We start from the raw sequence: 16,194 nt of genomic DNA on the forward strand, positions 1-16,194 counted from the left end.
GGGGGTGGTGTTCAGCGCTCGGCCGAGGCCAGCAGGCGCAGCGCGTCCAAGGTTATCCGGGCGCCCCGGTCGACCCCTTCGGCGACCACGTTCCGGTGCGGGTCGTAACCGCCCGTCGCCTCCGTGTCGACCAGCTCGTCGGCGTTGGCGCCGTCCACGACCAGGGCGCCGCCCGCGGTCAGGCCGTGCGTGGAGGCGAAGACGTACAGCGCGGAGAGCTCCATCTCGATGGCGGCGATGCCCGCCGCCGTGTACGCCTCGCCGGGCAGCGGCAGGAAGCCGGGCTGGAACGCGGCCCGCGTCCAGACCACACCGCGGTGGTACGGCGCGTCGGCGGCCCGCGCCGCGCGCTGCAGCGCGAGGACCGCCTCGGGGGCCGAGAACGCCGGGTACTCGGCGGGGATCAGTTGCTGCGTCACCCCGTCGTCGCGCACCGCCGCGTCCGCGATGACGAGGTCGCCGTCGCGGATGCCGGGGCGGATCGCGCCCGCGGTGCCCAGCCGGATCAGCGTGCTGACTCCCGCCTCCGCGAGCTCCTGGAAGAGCAGGATCGCGCCGGGGGCGCCGACGCCGTGCGAGGCGACGACCACGTCGGTGCCCTGCCAGCTGCCGGTGAACACGCGGTACTCGCGGTGGTAGGACACCTCCTTCGCGTCGGAGAGGAGGTCCGCGACGGCGGCCGCGCGGCCCGGGTCGCCGACCACGACCGCCCGCGCGGGCAGTCCGGTGCGGGGCACGCGGGTGATGGGCAGGGTGTCGGGGGACGTCGTCATGAGGTTGCTCCTACCAGGGGCTCGGGACGCTTGCGGCGCTTGCGGCGCGCGGTGGTCAGGAAGAGGGCGATCAGGGTCACCACATAGGGGGCGGCGTCGGTCGCCTGCTGCGGCAGACCGTTGCCCTGCAGCCGGAAGCCGACCGCCTCCGCGATGCCGAAGAGCAGCGCGGCGAGCAGCACCCCGACCGGCAGGGCCCGGCCCAGCATGACCGCGACCACGGCGATCCAGCCGCGGCCCGCCGTCATGTTCTCCGAGAACAACGTGACGTTGCCGAGGGCGAGTTGAGCGCCCGCGAGCCCGCACAGCAGGCCGCTGGTGAGCACGGCGGCGTACTGGTACTTCGCCGGGCTCACCCCCAGCGTCGCGGCTGCCTCCGGCGCCTCGCCGACCCCGCGGAGCCGCAGCCCCCAGGGGTGGCGCGCGAGGAACACGGCGGCGACGGCGACGGCCGCCCACGAGAGGTACACGAGGGCGGAGTGGCCGGACAGGACGGGGCCGAGGAAGCCCAGGTCGATGCCGTCGAGGCCCGCGAGCCCGGGGTCGGAGAAGGTGCCCTGCACGCCGAACACCGTACGCAGCAGGAATCCGGTCAGGCCGACCGCGAGCAGATTGAGCGCGACGCCGAGGACGACGGCGTCACCGCGCAGGGTGATGGTTCCCACGGCGAGGATCATCGCGTACGCCGCCGAGGCGAGGGCGCCGAACAGGACACCGAGCCAGGCACTGCCGGTGAACCAACTGCCCGCGACCGCGCTGAAGCAGCCGATCAGCATCATGCCTTCCAGGCCGATGTTGAACACGCCCGCGCGCTCGCAGATCGCGCCGCCGAGCGCGGCGAGCAGGATCGGTGTGAGGGCCAGGAGCGCCGAATGGAAGAGCGCGGAGTCGACGGACATCAGAGGTCCCCCTCGGTGCGGACGGAAGGCTTGGTACCCGTCGGCTTCTTGGCCCGCCGCCAGGTCAGCCGCAGCCGCGCGGCGAGGAAGACGATGACGACGGCCTGGAGCACCTGCGTCAGCTCGCGCGGCACCTCGGTGGTCCGCTCCATGGCGAGCCCGCCGACGTCGAGCGCGGCGAAGAACAGCGCGGCGAGCGCCGTGCCGAGCGGCGCCGCGGAGGCGAGGAGCGCGGCGGTCAGGCCCGTCCAGGTGTGCCCGGCGGCGGTCAGCGAACCGTCGATGAAGCGGTAGGGGAAGCTGAGCACGCCGATCGCGCCGACCAGCCCGGCGACGGCCCCCGACAGGCCCATCAGGCGCAGCGTGAGCCGGGGCCTCTCGACCCCCGCGTACGCCGCGAAGCGCGGGTTGAGGCCCGTCATGCGGATCTCGTAACCGGTGGCGGTGCGGGCGTCCGCGAACAGGAAGAGGGCCGCGGCGAGCAGGACGAGCAGCAGGCCCACCGTGACCGTCGACGACCCGAAGGCGGGCAGCTCGACGCCGTCGGGGAGGCGCCGGGTCTGCGGCAGGCTGGAGCCCTCCTCCTTCAGCGGGAAACGCGCGAGATAGGAGGCGAACGACATCGCCGGATAGCCGAGCAGCAGACTGCTCACAAGCAGCGGTACGCCGAACTGGTTCTGGCACACGGCGGCGAGCGCGGCGTAGGCGGCGCCCGCCAGCATCCCGGCGAGCAGCGCGGCGAGCACGGCCAGCGGGGCGGGCAGCGGGACGTAGAGCCCGGTGGCCGCGGCGGCGATGCCGCCGAGCACCAGCTGGCCGTCGCCGCCGAGGTTGAGCAGCCCGGCCCGCATCGGGATCGCGAGCGCGACGGCGAGCCCGATGATGCTGGTGCCCGTCGTCAGGGCGGGCCCGATGCCGTCGGGCCCTAGCGCGCCGCTGAGCACGGAGCCGTACGCGCCGAGGGGGTCGGCGCCCGTACCGACGAGGAACAGCGCGCCGACGAGCACGGCGGCGACGACGGAGTGCAGGGCGGGGGAGCGCAGGACGCGCCCCGCGACCGAGCGGGCCCCGGTGAGAGACTCGACGGCCATGTCAGCTCGCCTCCTTGGCGGGTTCGGCGGGTTCGGCGGGTTCAGCGGAATCGGCAGGAGCCCCCGCGCCCGCCATCGCGAGACCGATCCTTCGCTCGTCCGCCTCCTCGCGGGTGAACTCGGCGGCGATCTCCCCCTCGTACATCACGAGGATCCGGTCGGAGAGGCCCCGTATCTCGCTGAGTTCGGCCGATACGAGCAGGATCGCGTGGCCCGCGTCGCGGTGCGCGATCAGCTGGTCGTGGATCGTCTGGATGGCGCCGATGTCCACCCCGCGGGTGGGCTGCTCGACGATCAACAGGGGCGATTCATGGGCGAGTTCACGGCCGATGACCAGCTTCTGGAGGTTGCCGCCGGAGAGCGAGCCCGCCGGGTGCCCGCTCGATGCCGCCTTGATGCCGAAGCGTTCGATGAGCACGCGCGCGTGCTCGCGCAGCCAGCCGGGCCTGAGCAGGCCGTGCCCGCGGTGGTGGCCCATGGCGAGGTTCTCCGCGATCGTCGCGGCCGGTGCGGTGCCGACCGCCGTGCGGTCCTCGGGGACGTAGGCGAGGCCCGCCGCACGGCGCCGCGCCGCCGACGCGTCCGTGATGTCCTGGCCGGTGAGCGTGGTACGGCCCGCGCCCACCGGACGCAACCCCGCGACGGCCTCGACCAGTTCGGACTGCCCGTTGCCCGCGACGCCCGCGATGCCGACGACTTCACCGGCGCGCACGTCGAAGGACACGTTGCGCACCGCGTCCGTCGTCAGCCCGGTGACCGAGAGGACCACGCCGCCCGGCGAGCCCGCCGGATGCATCCGGTCGAGCTCCACCGCGCGCCCGGTCATGGCCGCCGCGATGCCGTCCGCACTCGTGTCGGCGGTCCGCAGCCGCGCGGCGACCCGCCCGTCACGCAGGACCGTCACGGAGTCGCTGCCCTCCATGACCTCGCGCAGCTTGTGCGTGACCAGGAGGACGGTGCGGCCCTCGTCGGTGAGGGAGCGCAGCACGCGGAAGAGCGCGTCGGCCTCCGGAGGCGTGAGCACCGCCGTCGGCTCGTCGAGGATCAGCGTACGGGCGCCGCGGTAGAGGAGCTTGAGGATCTCCACGCGCTGGCGCACGCCCACCGGCAGGTCACCGACCTTCGCCGCGGGATCCACGGCGAGGCCGTGCTCGTCGGCGAGCGCCGCCACCCGGCGCACGGCCTCCGCCCGGTCGGTGAGACCGAAGCGGCGCGGCTCGGCGGCGTACACGACGTTCTCGGCGACCGTGAACGAGGGGAACAGCTTGAAGCTCTGGTGGACCATCCCGAGCCCCGCCGCGATCGCCTCGCTCGGGCTCGCGAAGGACACCTCGCGCCCGTCGAGCAGGATCTGCCCCGCGTCGGGCCGCCGCAGACCGTACAGGACGGACATCAGCGTGGACTTGCCCGCGCCGTTCTCGCCCATCAGGGCGTGGATCTCGCCGCGCCGCACCGTCAGGTCCACCCGGTCGTTGGCGAGCGTGCCGGGGAACTCGACGGTGATGCCCCGCAGTTCGACGGCGGGTATGCCGTCGGTGTCCTCAGGCGGCGGGGTCATCGACCGTCAGCTTCCCGGCGACGATGGCCTCGCGCAGCTTCTCGACGCGCTTCAGCACGTCCTTGTTGGCGGGCTTCGCGATCAGGCACCCGGAGTCCGCGACGCCCGGCTCCAGGCCGGTCAGCGACATGCCGCCCTCCTTCAGGCCGTACGACACGGTCGTGCCGCCCTTGCCGTCCAGGATCTGCGCGATGCCCTTCTCCACGGCGACGTCGGTCTTCTTCAGGACGTTGTCGACGACCACACCGGGGTTGCCCACGCACTGGTTGGCGTCGACGCCGTACGCCTGGAACCCCTTGCCCTTCGCGGCCTGGAACACGCCCGTGTTGCCGCCCGCCGCGGCCGCCATCACCTGGTCGGCGCCGCCCGAAGCGAGCGTCGCCGCCTGGTCCTTGGCGCGCGCCGCGTCGTTGAACGGCGACTGCCCGCCGACGAACAGCGTCCGGGACGTGACACCGGGCCGCACCTTCTCCGCGCCCGCCTCGAACGGCTCGCTGTAGCGCCGGAACTGCGGGGTGTCGAGCACGTCGACCGCGCCGACCTTCTTGCTCTTGGTGAGCAGCCCCGCCTCGGCGCCCGCGAGATAGACCGCCTCGTGCTCGCGGAAGACGGCGCAGGTGACGTTCTCGTACGTCTTCTTGGTGCACGCGTCGACCAGCAGGAACTGCTGCTCGGGGTGCGACTCGGCCTGCTGCGCCACGATGTCCGCGAACTCGAAGCCGACCAGCGCGATGACGTCGGGTGCCGAGTCGACCGCCGAGGCGACGTTCTGCTGCCGCGAGTCGTTGTCGCTGCTCTGGAACACCTTCTGCGAGCCGCCCTGCGCCTTCGCCGCCGCCTTCACCCCGGTGACGGCCAGTTTGAGGAACTCGTTCTGGGCGACGGGGTCGGGTGTGACGAGCGTGAACGCCTTCCCCTTCGCGCCCTTGCCCGCATCGTCGTTCTTGGCCGCGGCGTTGCAGCCGGTCGCGAGGAGGACGGCGCCGACGGTCGCGGCGGTGAGTCTCAGTGACGTACGCGTACGCAGGGACATGGGATCGCCTTCGTGGAGGTGCCCGGGTGCGGCCCGGGCGGTGACAGGAGAGTCGTACGTGCGGGAACAGCGCTGTCGGAACTGCGTTGTCGACCAGCGTCGCTCAGCGACAACAGCGGCGACAGCGGCACATTCGGCGACAGCGGCACATGCGGTGGCCGCAGGACACGGCGGGGCAGCGCGTCGCGTCCGCTTTCGCGGTCATGGCTGTCCTCCTCGCACCGTGGATCGGACCGATCTGTCCTGGGTGGCGGTGAGGGTAACACCGGATTTCGGACAGCCGCACGAACGTCTCGAAATGTGGTTCGAGCATGTCAGGTACGGTGACGGCACCCCTCCTCCCGTGGCCGGAATCGCCCCTCTTCATTCGGAGTTGAGCCCATGAACAGCCAGGAACTGCGCGCCGTGACGTGGACGGCGGCCGCGGAGGGCGGCCGTCCCGCCCTCTCCCTCATCGACCAGACGGCGCTCCCGCACACCCTGGAGCGCCTCGCCGTCACCACGGTCGACGGACTGATCGACGCGATCGTGCGCCTCGTCGTGCGCGGCGCCCCCGCGATCGGCGCGGCGGGCGGGTACGGAGTGGCGCTCGCCATGGCGCAGGCCGAGCGCGAGGGCTGGGACCGCGCGCGCCTGGACGCCGAGGTCGCACGGATCCGCGAGGCCAGGCCCACCGCGGTGAACCTCATGGTGTGCGTCGACCGCGTCAAGCCCCGCATCGGCGAAGGGCTGCCCGCGGTCCTCGCCGAGGCCGACGCGATCGTCCGCGAGGACCTGGCGGCCAACCGCGCGATGGGCGCGTACGGCGCGGACTGGCTCCTCAAGCGCGTGGCGGCCGCGCAGGAGCGCCCGCTGCGCATCCTCACCCACTGCAACACCGGCGCGCTCGCCACGGCGGGCTGGGGCACGGCGCTCGGCGTCATCCGCGAACTGCACGCCAGGGGCCGGATCGAGACGGTCTACGCCGACGAGACCCGCCCGCTCCTCCAGGGCGCACGGCTCACCGCCTGGGAGCTCGCCCAGGAGGGCATACCGCACTACGTCCAGGCGGACGGCGCGGCAGCGGGCACGATCCTGCGCGGCGAGGTCGACGCGGCGATCGTCGGCGCGGACCGCGTCGCCGCGAACGGCGACACCGCCAACAAGGTCGGCACGGTCGGCATAGCCCTCGCGTGCGCGTACGCGGGCATCCCCTTCATGGTGGCGGCGCCCACCACGACGGTCGATCTGGCCACGCCGTCGGGCGACGCCATCCACATCGAACTCCGGGGCGAGGCCGAGGTGTTGGAGTGGGCGGGCGTGCGCACGGCTCCGGCGGCGTCCCGCGGCCACAACCCCGCGTTCGACGTGACGCCAGGATCCCTGGTGACGGCGCTCGTCACGGAGAGGGGCGTACGGGAGGTGGCGGCGGGGGAGCTGCCGGTGCCCGGTCTGTCCGATCCGTCCGGCGAGTCAGGCGCGTCCGGCGCCTGAGCGGACTAGCCCCGTCCCGCCAGCGAGTCCAGGGCGTCCGCGACCGGGGCGGGATCCAGCGGCCCGACGTGTGACGCCTTGGGGAAGTCGCGTACGCGGAACCTGTTGCCGGGCGTGGCCGCGTCCGCCTCGGCGATCATCCTGTCCTGGAGCGCGGTGGCGATCGTCCGGTCCTTGCCGAACCGCAGGTAGGTGCGGGGCACCCGGCCCCAGCTTTCGGCCCGGCCGACCGCGCGGCCCGCGTACGCGGCGATCGGCTCGTCGGTCTGCATGTCGGCCAGCGTCCGGCGGAACGCGGCGTCGGGGTAGTCCGCGCAGATCATCTCCTTCAGGAGGGCGAGGTCATGGCTGCGGCCTGTCCGGAAGTTCAGTCGCAGCGCACCGAGCCGGTCCGCGTCGCCCACCATCAGCTCGACCGGACTGACGGCGTTCGCGTTCTCGGGCGCCGCCGTGCAGGCGTCCGCCGTGGGCAGGACGCGGCTCGGGCAGAAGGCCGCCATGTAGCAGATGTGGTGCAGCAGGTGCGGGACGGCGTCGGCGACGCGGCTGACCGATACGCCGCCCAGGCTGTGCCCGACGAGCACCACCGGGCCGTGCCGCGCCGCCCGCCGCACGATGCCCGTGACGCGCGCCTCGTAGTCGTCGAGGTCGAGGCCCTTCAGCGGGGAAGGCTCGACCGCCATCGCTTCGAGGTCCTGGCGCTGGTACGACTCCGGCACGAAGGCCTCGGCGCCGTGCCCCGGCTGGTCCACCATGACCACGCGGTGACCGCGCAGCGTCAGCTCCCGCGCGATCGGCATCCAGAACGCACCGGCGCTGTGTGTCCCGTGCACCAGGACGAAGGTGGTGGGCCCGCGACGCGGGTCCGCGGCGGCGGGAGAGGCGCCGAGCCCGGTGGCCAGCGCCGCGCCCCCCACCGCGAGTCCGAGTCCGCGCAGCGCGGTCCTCCTGGTGGCACCGGGCCGTTCCTCGTTCATGTCATTCATCATGAACAGGACGCTAAGGACGTCCCGTTGGGCTCGCCAGCGGCCCAGTGCCACTCCAGAGGTGTAGCCAACTCCACCTTCCGGCGCGGCCGTTGCGCGCGGTGTGCCTCAGCGCCGCGCCAACTCCAGCTCAAGCAGCCACTCCACGACCTCGGCCCGGTGCCGCGCCTCGCGGGCATCCGCGCCCCACACGTAGATCCCGTGCCCGGCCACGACGACCGCGGGCATCCCCGGAGCGAGCGCCGCCTCAAGACGGTCCCCGAGCACCGCCATGTCCTGGCTGTTCGCGATCACCGGCAGCGTCACCGACACCTCGTGCGTCGGATGCCCGAGCCCCTTCAGCATCTCCAGGCCCTCGAACACGAGCCCCTCGGGGGACCGCTGCCCCATGACCACGGACGCCACCGTGTGGACGTGCACCACGGCGCCCGCGCCGGTGAGCCGTGCCACGCGCGCGTGCAGCGCGGCCTCGGCGGACGGCCTGCCGGGGCCGACCGCGGCGCCCGCCCCGTCCGTCAACACCACGTCGGACGACGTCAGTTCGCCCTTGTCCCGGCCGCTCGCCGTGACGGCGAGCCGCAGCGGATCACGGGACAGCACGAGCGACAGGTTCCCCGACGTGCCCCGCATCCAGCCGAACGACGCGAACCGCGCGGCCTCGGCGGCGAGCACGGCGCCCGCCTCCTCCAGATCGAGAGCGGTGACGGCGGCGGTGGTCTCGGTCATGAACTGCTCCAAGTCATGAACTGCTCCTAGCGGCAAGGGATATCTGGGAGAAGGCCGCGGCCCGCGGGTGGCCGCCGAAGTCGGCGTCCGCGTAGGGCTCTCCCGCCCGGCGCACCCCGACCGCACGCCAGCCCGCGGCCCGCGCCGCGTCCAGTTCGCCGGGCCGGTCGGAGAGGAAGAGCAGCCGCTCGGGGGCGACGCCGGTGGACGAGGCGATCGTCCGGTAGGAGTCCGCCTCCTGCTTGGGCCCCGCGTTCTCGGTGTCGTACAACCCGCTGACGAGGCCGAGGAGATCGCCCTCGGGGGAGTGCGCGAACCACGCGCGCTGCGCGGCCACCGAGCCGGACGAGTAGACGTACAGCCGCACCCCGTCCGCGTGCCAGCGCCGCAGCACCTCGATGACGTCGGGGTAGAAGTGCGAGACGAGGTCACCGCGGGCGAAGCCCTCCGCCCAGAGGATGCCCTGCAGCGTCTTCAAAGGCGTCGCCTTGCGGTCCTCGTCGACCCACCGGCCGAGTACCTCCTCCACGCGCGCGGCATCCGCGTCGGGCTCACCGGCCTCGGCCCGCACCTGCGCGACGGCCCGCGCCACCTCGGGCTCCGCGCCCCGCGCGGCGAGGAGCGCGCCGAAGCGTGCGCGCGCGTACGGGTACAGCACGTCCACCACGAACCCCGTGGCGCTCGTGGTGCCCTCGATGTCGAGCACCACGGCGTCCACGTCGGCGTGGATCCGGTCCGTCACGCGGCGTACCCCGCGTGGATCTCGTCGAAGTCGGGGAAGCGCTCCGCGATCGGGCTGCCCGTGAAGTTGCCGATCCAGCCGTCCTCCTCGTGGAAGAAGCGGATGGCGGTGAACGCGGGCGACGTGCCCATGTCGAACCAGTGCGTCGTGCCGCGCGGCACCCCGAGCAGATCGCCCTTCTCGCAGTACACGGCGTGCACTTCGCCCGCCACGTGCAGGTAGAAGATCCCTGCGCCCGCGACGAAGAAGCGCACCTCGTCATCGTCGTCGTGGGTGTGCTCGGCCAGGAACTTCTGCCGGGCCGCCGCGGCCTTCGCGGGCCACTGCGGGTCCTCGCTCGGGTGCAGCGCCACGACGTCCACGGTCTGGAAGCCCTCTTCGGCGTTGAGCTTGTCGATCTCCGCGCGGTACGCGGTGAAGACCGTGTCGCTGTCCGCGTCGGCGGGCACGTCCTCGCGCACCGGCCACTGCTCGTAGCGCACGCCTATGGGGGCAAGGGCGGCGGCGATCTCCACCGGGTCGGAGGTGCGCCGCACCAGGGCGTCGGGGCCGGTCTCCGGCCAGGTCGTCAGGAGGGTCATTGATCACTCCAGGGCAGGTCAGGGCTGTTCTTCGGATCGTAGCCGCCGGTGCGGACACGTCACGGGGTGTCCCACAGCGTGGACGGCGCGGCCCTGCGCACCACCGGCGCGATCTCCTCCGCGAACCGCTGGAGGGTCTCGATCTGCTCGGCGCGCGCGAGCCCGAAGCCGTCCACCGAGATCGACTGCAGATCGTGCCCGTACACCTCGTGGTAGCCGAGGAGCTTGTCGATGATCTGCTGCGGGGAGCCGATGAGCTGGGGCCCGTCCGCGATCGCGTCCTCGATCGTACGGAAGGGGGTGTTGTACCCCGCCTTGCCCGCCAGGTCGGGCCGGAAGGTCTGCACGACCTTCGCCTCGTACAGCTCCTTGTAGCGGGCGACGGCCTGCTCCGCGGTGTCCGCGATGAGCAGCCCGCCCGAGCCCGCCGCGACCCGGGCGCGGGCCGGATCGTGGCCGTACGCCGCGAAGCGCTCGCGGTAGTGGGCGATGAGCGACGCGTACGCCGAGCGCGGCTGGATGGCGTTGGCCGTGAACAGCGGATCGCCGTGCTTGGCCGCGAGTTCGGGGGAGTTGAGGGAGGTCGCCGAGCCGTGCCAGACGCGCGGCGCCCCGTCGTAGGGACGCGGCACCGTCGTCACGTTCTTCAGCGGCGGCCTGAACTCGCCCTCCCAGTCGACGTTCTCCTCCGTCCACAGGCGGCGCAGGAGCTCGTACTTCTCGCGCTGCAGATCCCACTGCCGCTCCTCGTCGAGCCCGAACAGGTCGAAGTGCCCGGCCTCCGCGCCCTTGCCGACGACGAGTTCGACGCGGCCGCGCGAGATCTGGTCGAGCGTCGCGTAGTCCTCCGCGACCCGCACCGGGTCGAGGATCGCGACGACGGTGACGCCGGTGAGCAGCCGGATGCGGGAGGTGCGCGCCGCCACCGCGCCGAGCACGACCGTCGGACTCGACGACAGGAAGGCGCCCGCGTGCCGCTCGCCCACGGCGTACGCGTCGTAGCCGAGCCGCTCCGCGGCCACCCCGACCTCGATCACCTCGTCGAACCGGTCGGCGGGGGAGGGGAGCCGCCCTGTCAGCGGGTGCGGGGCGTGGGAGATGAGGGAAAGCACCTGGAACTTCATGCTTTCAAATGTGCGCGCGGAACGTTGCGGCGCTGTGGCGGCGGTGTGGCATGAGGAGGGGCGCGAGGAGGGGCATGAGTAAGGGGCGGTCGCCATGGCGACCGCCCCTTACCAGGGTCTCAAGAAGGCGGGTGTCAGGCCTTCTTGCCCAGCAGGTCCTCGACCTTGCCGCGGACGTCGTCCGTCGCCAGACCGCGGATCGTCAGCGTCGTACGACGGCGCAGCACGTCGTCCGCCGTCTCGGCCCACTCGTTGTCGCGGGCGTAGACGACCTGCGCCCAGATCTCCGGGGCGTCCGGGTGGACGCGCTCGGCGAGCTCCGGGTTCTCGTTCGCCAGGCGGGCGATGTCGAAGGAGAGCGATCCGTAGTGCGTCGCCAGGTGCTTGGCGGTGTCGGCGGCCATGCGCGGCCCCGGCGCCGGGCCGTCCACCAGGAGGCGGTGGGCGACGGCGCGCGGGTTGGCGATGCCGGGCAGCGGCAGCTTCTTCGGCAGCGAGGAGATCGGCTCGTAGTCGTCGCCCAGCGGGTGGCCCGGCAGCGACTCCAGCTTCTTCATGATCGTCCGGCCGATGTGGCGGAAGGTCGTCCACTTGCCGCCCGCGATCGACAGCATGCCGCCCGCGCCCTCGGTGACGACCGTCTCGCGCTTGGCCTTCGAGGTGTCGCCGGGACCGCCGGGAAGGACCCGCAGACCCGCGAAGGAGTACGTGATCAGGTCGCGGGACAGCTGCTGGTCGCGGATGGAGAACGCGGCCTCGTCCAGGATCTGCGCGGTGTCGGCCTCGGTGACCTTGACGTCCGCCGGGTCGCCCTCGAACTCCTCGTCCGTGGTGCCGAGCAGGAGCATGTCCTCCCACGGCAGCGCGAACGTGATGCGGTACTTGTCGATGGGGGTCGCCAGCGCGGCCTTCCACGGGGCGGTGCGCTTGAGGACCAGGTGCGCGCCCTTGGAGAGGCGGATGGAGGGAGCCGAGTCCGGGTTCTCCATCTTGCGCAGGTGGTCGACCCAGGGGCCCGTCGCGTTGAGCACCAGGCGGGCGTTGACGCCGAACTCGGTGCCGTCCATGCGGTCCTTGAGCTCCGCGCCGGTGACCCGGCCCTTGGTGAAGCGAAGGCCGGTGACCTCGGCGTGGTTGAGGACGGCGGCACCGGCCTCGACGGCCGCGCGGACCGTCATCAGGGCCATGCGGGAGTCGTTCATCTGGTCGTCGCCGTACACGGCGACGGCCTTGAGGTTGTCCGTGCGCAGCTCGGGCACGTCCTGCGCGGCCTTGGAGGGCGAGAGCAGGTGGCCGACGCCGTCGCCGAACGCGGACAGCGCCGAGTACGCGAAGACGCCCGCGCCCAGCTTGGCCGCGCCGTGCGGACCGCCCTTGTAGACGGGCAGGTAGAAGGTGAGCGGGTTCGCCAGGTGGGGGGCCACCTGACGCGACACCGCGCGACGCTCGAAGTGGTTCTCCGCCACCAGCTTCACCGCGCCGGTCTGCAGGTAGCGCAGACCGCCGTGGAGCAGCTTGGAGGAGGCGGAGGAGGTGGCGCCGGCGAAGTCACCGGCGTCCACCAGGGCCACCCGCAGGCCCGACTGCGCGGCATGCCAGGCAGTGGAGATGCCCAGGATCCCGCCGCCGATCACCAGGAGGTCGTACGTCGCCTTGGAAAGCTGCTCCCGGGTCTCGGCGCGGCTCGCCACTCCAAAAGCAGCACGTGAACCGGCAGCCGGATGCGTCCCGAGGGCAGGGACGCTCTGCAGGGTGGTCATTGTCTTACTCCTCGCCACTCTCATCGAGCCAACCCATGGACCGCTCGACGGCCTTGAGCCAGCTCTTGTACTCACGGTCGCGGGTGTCCGCGTCCATGTGGGGGGTCCATTCCGCGGCCCGGCGCCAGTTGGCGCGCAGCTCGTCGGTGGAAGACCAGAAGCCGACGGCGAGCCCGGCGGCGTAGGCGGCACCGAGGCAGGTCGTCTCGGCCACCATCGGGCGCACCACGGGTGCGTCGAGGAAGTCCGAGAGGGTCTGCATCAGCAGGTTGTTGGAGGTCATGCCGCCGTCGACCTTGAGGGCCGCGAGCTCGACGCCGGAGTCCTTCGTCATGGCGTCGGTGATCTCACGGGTCTGCCAGGCCGTGGCCTCCAGGACGGCGCGCGCGATGTGCGCCTTGGTGACGTACCGGGTCAGGCCGGTGATCACACCGCGGGCGTCGGAGCGCCAGTACGGGGCGAACAGGCCGGAGAAGGCCGGTACGAAGTAGGCGCCGCCGTTGTCCTCGACCGACGACGCGAGCGTCTCGATCTCGGCGGCGGAGTTGATCAGACCCATCTGGTCGCGCATCCACTGCACCAGCGAACCGGTGACGGCGATGGAACCCTCGAGGGCGTAGACCGGCTTCTGGTCGCCGATCTGGTAGCCGACCGTGGTCAGCAGGCCCGAGTACGAGTTGATGGCCTTGTCACCGGTGTTCATCAGCATGAAGGTGCCGGTGCCGTACGTGGACTTGGCCTCGCCCTCGTCGAAGCAGGTCTGGCCGAACAGGGCCGCCTGCTGGTCCCCGAGCGCGGAGGCGACGGGGATGCCGCCGAGGAGGTCGCCGAGCGGGCCGCCGGTGACCTCGCCGTAGACCTCGGCGGAGGAGCGGATCTCGGGGAGGACCTGCATCGGGACGCCGATGGACTCGGCGATGCGCTCGTCCCACTCCATCTTGTGGAGGTTCATGAGCATCGTGCGCGAGGCGTTGGTGACGTCGGTGACGTGCTTGCCGCCGTTGACGCCGCCGGTCAGGTTCCAGATGACCCAGGAGTCCATGGTGCCGAAGAGGATGTCGCCCGCCTCGGCGCGCTCGCGCAGGCCCTCGACGTTGTCGAGCAGCCAGCGGGCCTTGGGCCCGGCGAAGTAGGACGCCAGCGGCAGGCCGGTCTCGCGGCGGAAGCGGTCCTGGCCGACGTTGCGCCCGAGCTCCTTGCAGAGCGCGTCGGTGCGGGTGTCCTGCCAGACGATGGCGTTGTACACCGGTTCGCCGGTGTTCTTGTCCCACAGCAGCGTGGTCTCACGCTGGTTGGTGATGCCGATCGCCTTGATGTCGTCGCGGGTGATCCCGGCCTTGGAGACGGCGGAGGCGACGACCTCCTGGACGTTGGTCCAGATCTCGGTGGCGTCGTGCTCCACCCATCCCGGCTTCGGGAAGATCTGCTCGTGCTCCTTCTGGTCGACGGAGACGATCCGTCCGTCCTTGTCGAAGACGATGCAGCGGCTCGACGTGGTGCCCTGGTCGATGGCCGCGATGAAGGGGCCTGCGGTGTGTGCGTCGGTCACGGTGTGCTCCAGAAGTTCTTGCTTTTGGCTCTCGGGCTCTGAGGCGGTGTTCGGTCGCTGTCGCGGGTCTACTTGAACGCGATGTTGTAGAGACCGCCCGCGATGGCGCCGCCGATCAGCGGACCGACGATCGGCACCCAGGCATACGACCAGTCCGAGCTGCCCTTGTTCGGCAGCGGGAGCACGGAGTGGATGATGCGCGGACCGAGGTCACGGACCGGGTTGATCGCGTAGCCCGTGGGGCCACCGAGCGAGAGGCCGATGCCGACCACGACGAGCGCGGTGATCAGGGCACCGAGGGTGCCGAGGCCGTTGCCGCCGTCGTTGAGGCCCTGCGTGAGGATCGCCAGGACCAGTACGACGGTCGCGATGATCTCGGTGGCCACGTTCTGCGCGTAGTTCCGGATCTCCGGAGCGGTGGAGAAGACACCGAGCACGGGGCCCTGCTCGCCGCCGGACGCCTTGGCTATCTCGGGGTCGGTCAGGTGGGCCTTGAACTGGCCCAGGTAGGCGACCCACACGAGGAGGGCGCCGATCATCGCGCCGAGCAGCTGCGAGCCCAGGTAGATCGGGACGTCGCTCCACTTGGTGCCGCCCTCGATCGCGAGGCCGAGCGTGACCGCCGGGTTGAGGTGGGCGCCGGAGACGCCACCCGCGAGATAGGCGCCGGTCAGTACGGCGAAGCCCCACCCGAAGGTGATGGCGAGCCAGCCGGCGTCCTTGGCCTTTGAGCGCTTGAGCGTGACGGCGGCGCACACGCCACCGCCCAGCAGGATGAGCACGGCGGTACCGATGGTCTCGCCGATGAAGATGTCGGAGCTGGACACCCGCGACTCCTTTGTCCTTCGTCCAGGGGAAGGCGAACCCCGGGTCCCTCCGGTGGTCCGCGACCTCAGGTGAGGTCGTTGCCGGCCCTTGGCCTTGTCACACTCTAGCGCGTAATGCCGGTAGGTGTTCGACAATGCCGACCGATGGACGCGAGTCTCGCCCTGGTGTTACTCAGTCGTCAAGAGTTCTGTTATTGAAAACACGATCGTTATTGATCGTTTCGCGTTATCGGTGATCCCGCAGCCCGAGAGGGTGCGGCCGCAGCTCAGAAACGACCGGCGCCCAGATCGCGGGAGACGGCGCGCGCGCAGTCGCGTACGGCGGCGATCAGCTCGGGCCGCAGCTCCCCGTCCCTGCATACGCGCTCCACGGCGCCGGTGACGCCGACCGCGCCCACCGGCATGCGCCGCCGGTCGTGGATGGGGGCCGCGACGGAGGCGATGCCCTCCCAGGTCTCCTCGACGTCCGCCGCGTACCCGCGCGCGCGGGTGAGGTCCAGGACGCCCTCGAAGCCGTCGGGGTCGGTGACGGTGTGCGCCGTGAACACCTTGCGCTCGGCCTCGAAGGCCTCGTTGTGCGCGACCGGGTCGTACGCGGAGAGGACCTTGCCCAGGGCGGTGGAGTGCAGTGGCTGCATGGCCCCCACCTCCAGGACCTGGCGGCTGTCGTCGGGCCGGAAGACGTGGTGGACGATGAGCACGCCCTGCTGGTGCAGGACGCCGAGGTGGACGCTCTCGCCGCTGGAGCGGGCCAGGTCGTCGGTCCACACCAGGGCGCGGGCCCGCAGCTCGTGCACGTCCAGGTAGCTGTTGCCCAGGCGCAGCAGCTCGGCGCCGAGCTGATAGCGGCCCGACGCGGAGTCCTGCTCCACGAAGCCCTCGGCCTGGAGGGTGCGCAGGATGCCGTGGGCCGTGCCCTTGGCCAGGTCGAGCGAGGAGGCGATCTCGGAGAGGCCGAGCCGCCGCTCACCGCCCGCGAGCAGCCGCAGCATCGCCGCGGCCCGTTCGAGCGACTGGATGTTGCGTGCCATCGCAGTCCCGACCTCCGTCCCCTCGCACCACATTCGACGTT

At 71.8% G+C, this 16,194-nt stretch carries 15 protein-coding genes; 1 reads left to right on the forward strand and 14 read right to left on the reverse strand.

Going from position 1 to position 16,194, the window contains the following annotated elements:
* Nucleotides 1-11: 11 nt before the first annotated feature.
* From CP970_RS35205 to CP970_RS35225, 5 genes are read right to left on the reverse strand one after another with little or no spacing between them, the layout of a single operon-like run.
* On the reverse strand, nt 12-773 hold the full coding sequence (locus CP970_RS35205) for a phosphorylase family protein (RefSeq protein ID WP_055544742.1): 762 nt from the start codon (nt 771-773) through the stop codon (nt 12-14).
* Nucleotides 770-1,672, reverse strand: a complete 903-nt coding sequence (locus CP970_RS35210; protein WP_055544741.1) for an ABC transporter permease — start codon at nt 1,670-1,672, stop codon at nt 770-772. Before CP970_RS35210 ends, CP970_RS35205 begins: the two co-directional genes overlap by 4 nt.
* On the reverse strand, nt 1,672-2,763 hold the full coding sequence (locus tag CP970_RS35215) for an ABC transporter permease (protein WP_055544740.1): 1,092 nt from the start codon (nt 2,761-2,763) through the stop codon (nt 1,672-1,674). Before CP970_RS35215 ends, CP970_RS35210 begins: the two co-directional genes overlap by 1 nt.
* 1 nt (nt 2,764) lies before the next feature.
* Nucleotides 2,765-4,321: an ABC transporter ATP-binding protein gene (locus CP970_RS35220; RefSeq protein ID WP_055544739.1), complete on the reverse strand. Its 1,557-nt coding sequence runs from the start codon at nt 4,319-4,321 to the stop codon at nt 2,765-2,767.
* Nucleotides 4,305-5,354, reverse strand: a complete 1,050-nt coding sequence (locus CP970_RS35225) for a BMP family ABC transporter substrate-binding protein (RefSeq protein ID WP_055544738.1) — start codon at nt 5,352-5,354, stop codon at nt 4,305-4,307. Before CP970_RS35225 ends, CP970_RS35220 begins: the two co-directional genes overlap by 17 nt.
* 381 nt (nt 5,355-5,735) lie before the next feature.
* Here CP970_RS35225 and mtnA point away from each other — a divergent pair, with 381 nt between their 5' ends.
* The gene (gene mtnA, locus CP970_RS35230; RefSeq protein ID WP_055544737.1) at nt 5,736-6,827 is read left to right on the forward strand and encodes an S-methyl-5-thioribose-1-phosphate isomerase; all 1,092 of its coding nucleotides are present in this window, start codon (nt 5,736-5,738) and stop codon (nt 6,825-6,827) included.
* A gap of 5 nt (nt 6,828-6,832) precedes the next feature.
* Here the strand turns inward: mtnA and CP970_RS35235 are convergent, their stop codons facing one another.
* From CP970_RS35235 to CP970_RS35275, 9 genes are all read right to left on the reverse strand, one after another.
* Nucleotides 6,833-7,822 carry an alpha/beta hydrolase gene (locus CP970_RS35235; RefSeq protein WP_055544747.1) on the reverse strand — a complete coding sequence of 330 codons (990 nt, stop codon included), beginning with the start codon at nt 7,820-7,822 and terminating at the stop codon, nt 6,833-6,835.
* A 99-nt stretch (nt 7,823-7,921) separates the two neighbouring features.
* Complete coding sequence (mtnB, locus tag CP970_RS35240; RefSeq protein WP_055544746.1) at nt 7,922-8,539, reverse strand: methylthioribulose 1-phosphate dehydratase; 618 nt, start codon at nt 8,537-8,539, stop codon at nt 7,922-7,924.
* 13 nt (nt 8,540-8,552) lie between these two features.
* A complete protein-coding gene (mtnC, locus tag CP970_RS35245; protein ID WP_079043252.1) occupies nt 8,553-9,281 on the reverse strand; it encodes an acireductone synthase in 729 nt (242 codons plus the stop codon).
* Nucleotides 9,278-9,862, reverse strand: a complete 585-nt coding sequence (locus CP970_RS35250; protein WP_055544736.1) for a 1,2-dihydroxy-3-keto-5-methylthiopentene dioxygenase — start codon at nt 9,860-9,862, stop codon at nt 9,278-9,280. The genes mtnC and CP970_RS35250 overlap by 4 nt, the downstream gene beginning before the upstream one ends.
* A 59-nt stretch (nt 9,863-9,921) precedes the next feature.
* Nucleotides 9,922-10,986, reverse strand: a complete 1,065-nt coding sequence (locus CP970_RS35255) for an LLM class flavin-dependent oxidoreductase (RefSeq protein WP_055544735.1) — start codon at nt 10,984-10,986, stop codon at nt 9,922-9,924.
* Nucleotides 10,987-11,120: 134 nt separating this feature from the next.
* Nucleotides 11,121-12,746 (reverse strand): glycerol-3-phosphate dehydrogenase/oxidase, encoded by a 1,626-nt coding sequence (locus CP970_RS35260; protein ID WP_191094990.1) that lies wholly within the window; start codon nt 12,744-12,746, stop codon nt 11,121-11,123.
* 4 nt (nt 12,747-12,750) lie between these two features.
* Nucleotides 12,751-14,295, reverse strand: a complete 1,545-nt coding sequence (glpK, locus tag CP970_RS35265; RefSeq protein ID WP_055544733.1) for a glycerol kinase GlpK — start codon at nt 14,293-14,295, stop codon at nt 12,751-12,753.
* A gap of 68 nt (nt 14,296-14,363) precedes the next feature.
* Nucleotides 14,364-15,122, reverse strand: coding sequence for an MIP/aquaporin family protein (locus CP970_RS35270; RefSeq protein WP_055544732.1), 759 nt, complete (start codon nt 15,120-15,122; stop codon nt 14,364-14,366).
* A gap of 266 nt (nt 15,123-15,388) precedes the next feature.
* Nucleotides 15,389-16,153 (reverse strand): IclR family transcriptional regulator, encoded by a 765-nt coding sequence (locus CP970_RS35275; protein WP_055544731.1) that lies wholly within the window; start codon nt 16,151-16,153, stop codon nt 15,389-15,391.
* Between the last annotated feature and the right edge of the window lie 41 nt (nt 16,154-16,194).

The sequence above is a fragment of the Streptomyces kanamyceticus genome (assembly GCF_008704495.1).
GTDB lineage: Bacteria > Actinomycetota > Actinomycetes > Streptomycetales > Streptomycetaceae > Streptomyces > Streptomyces kanamyceticus.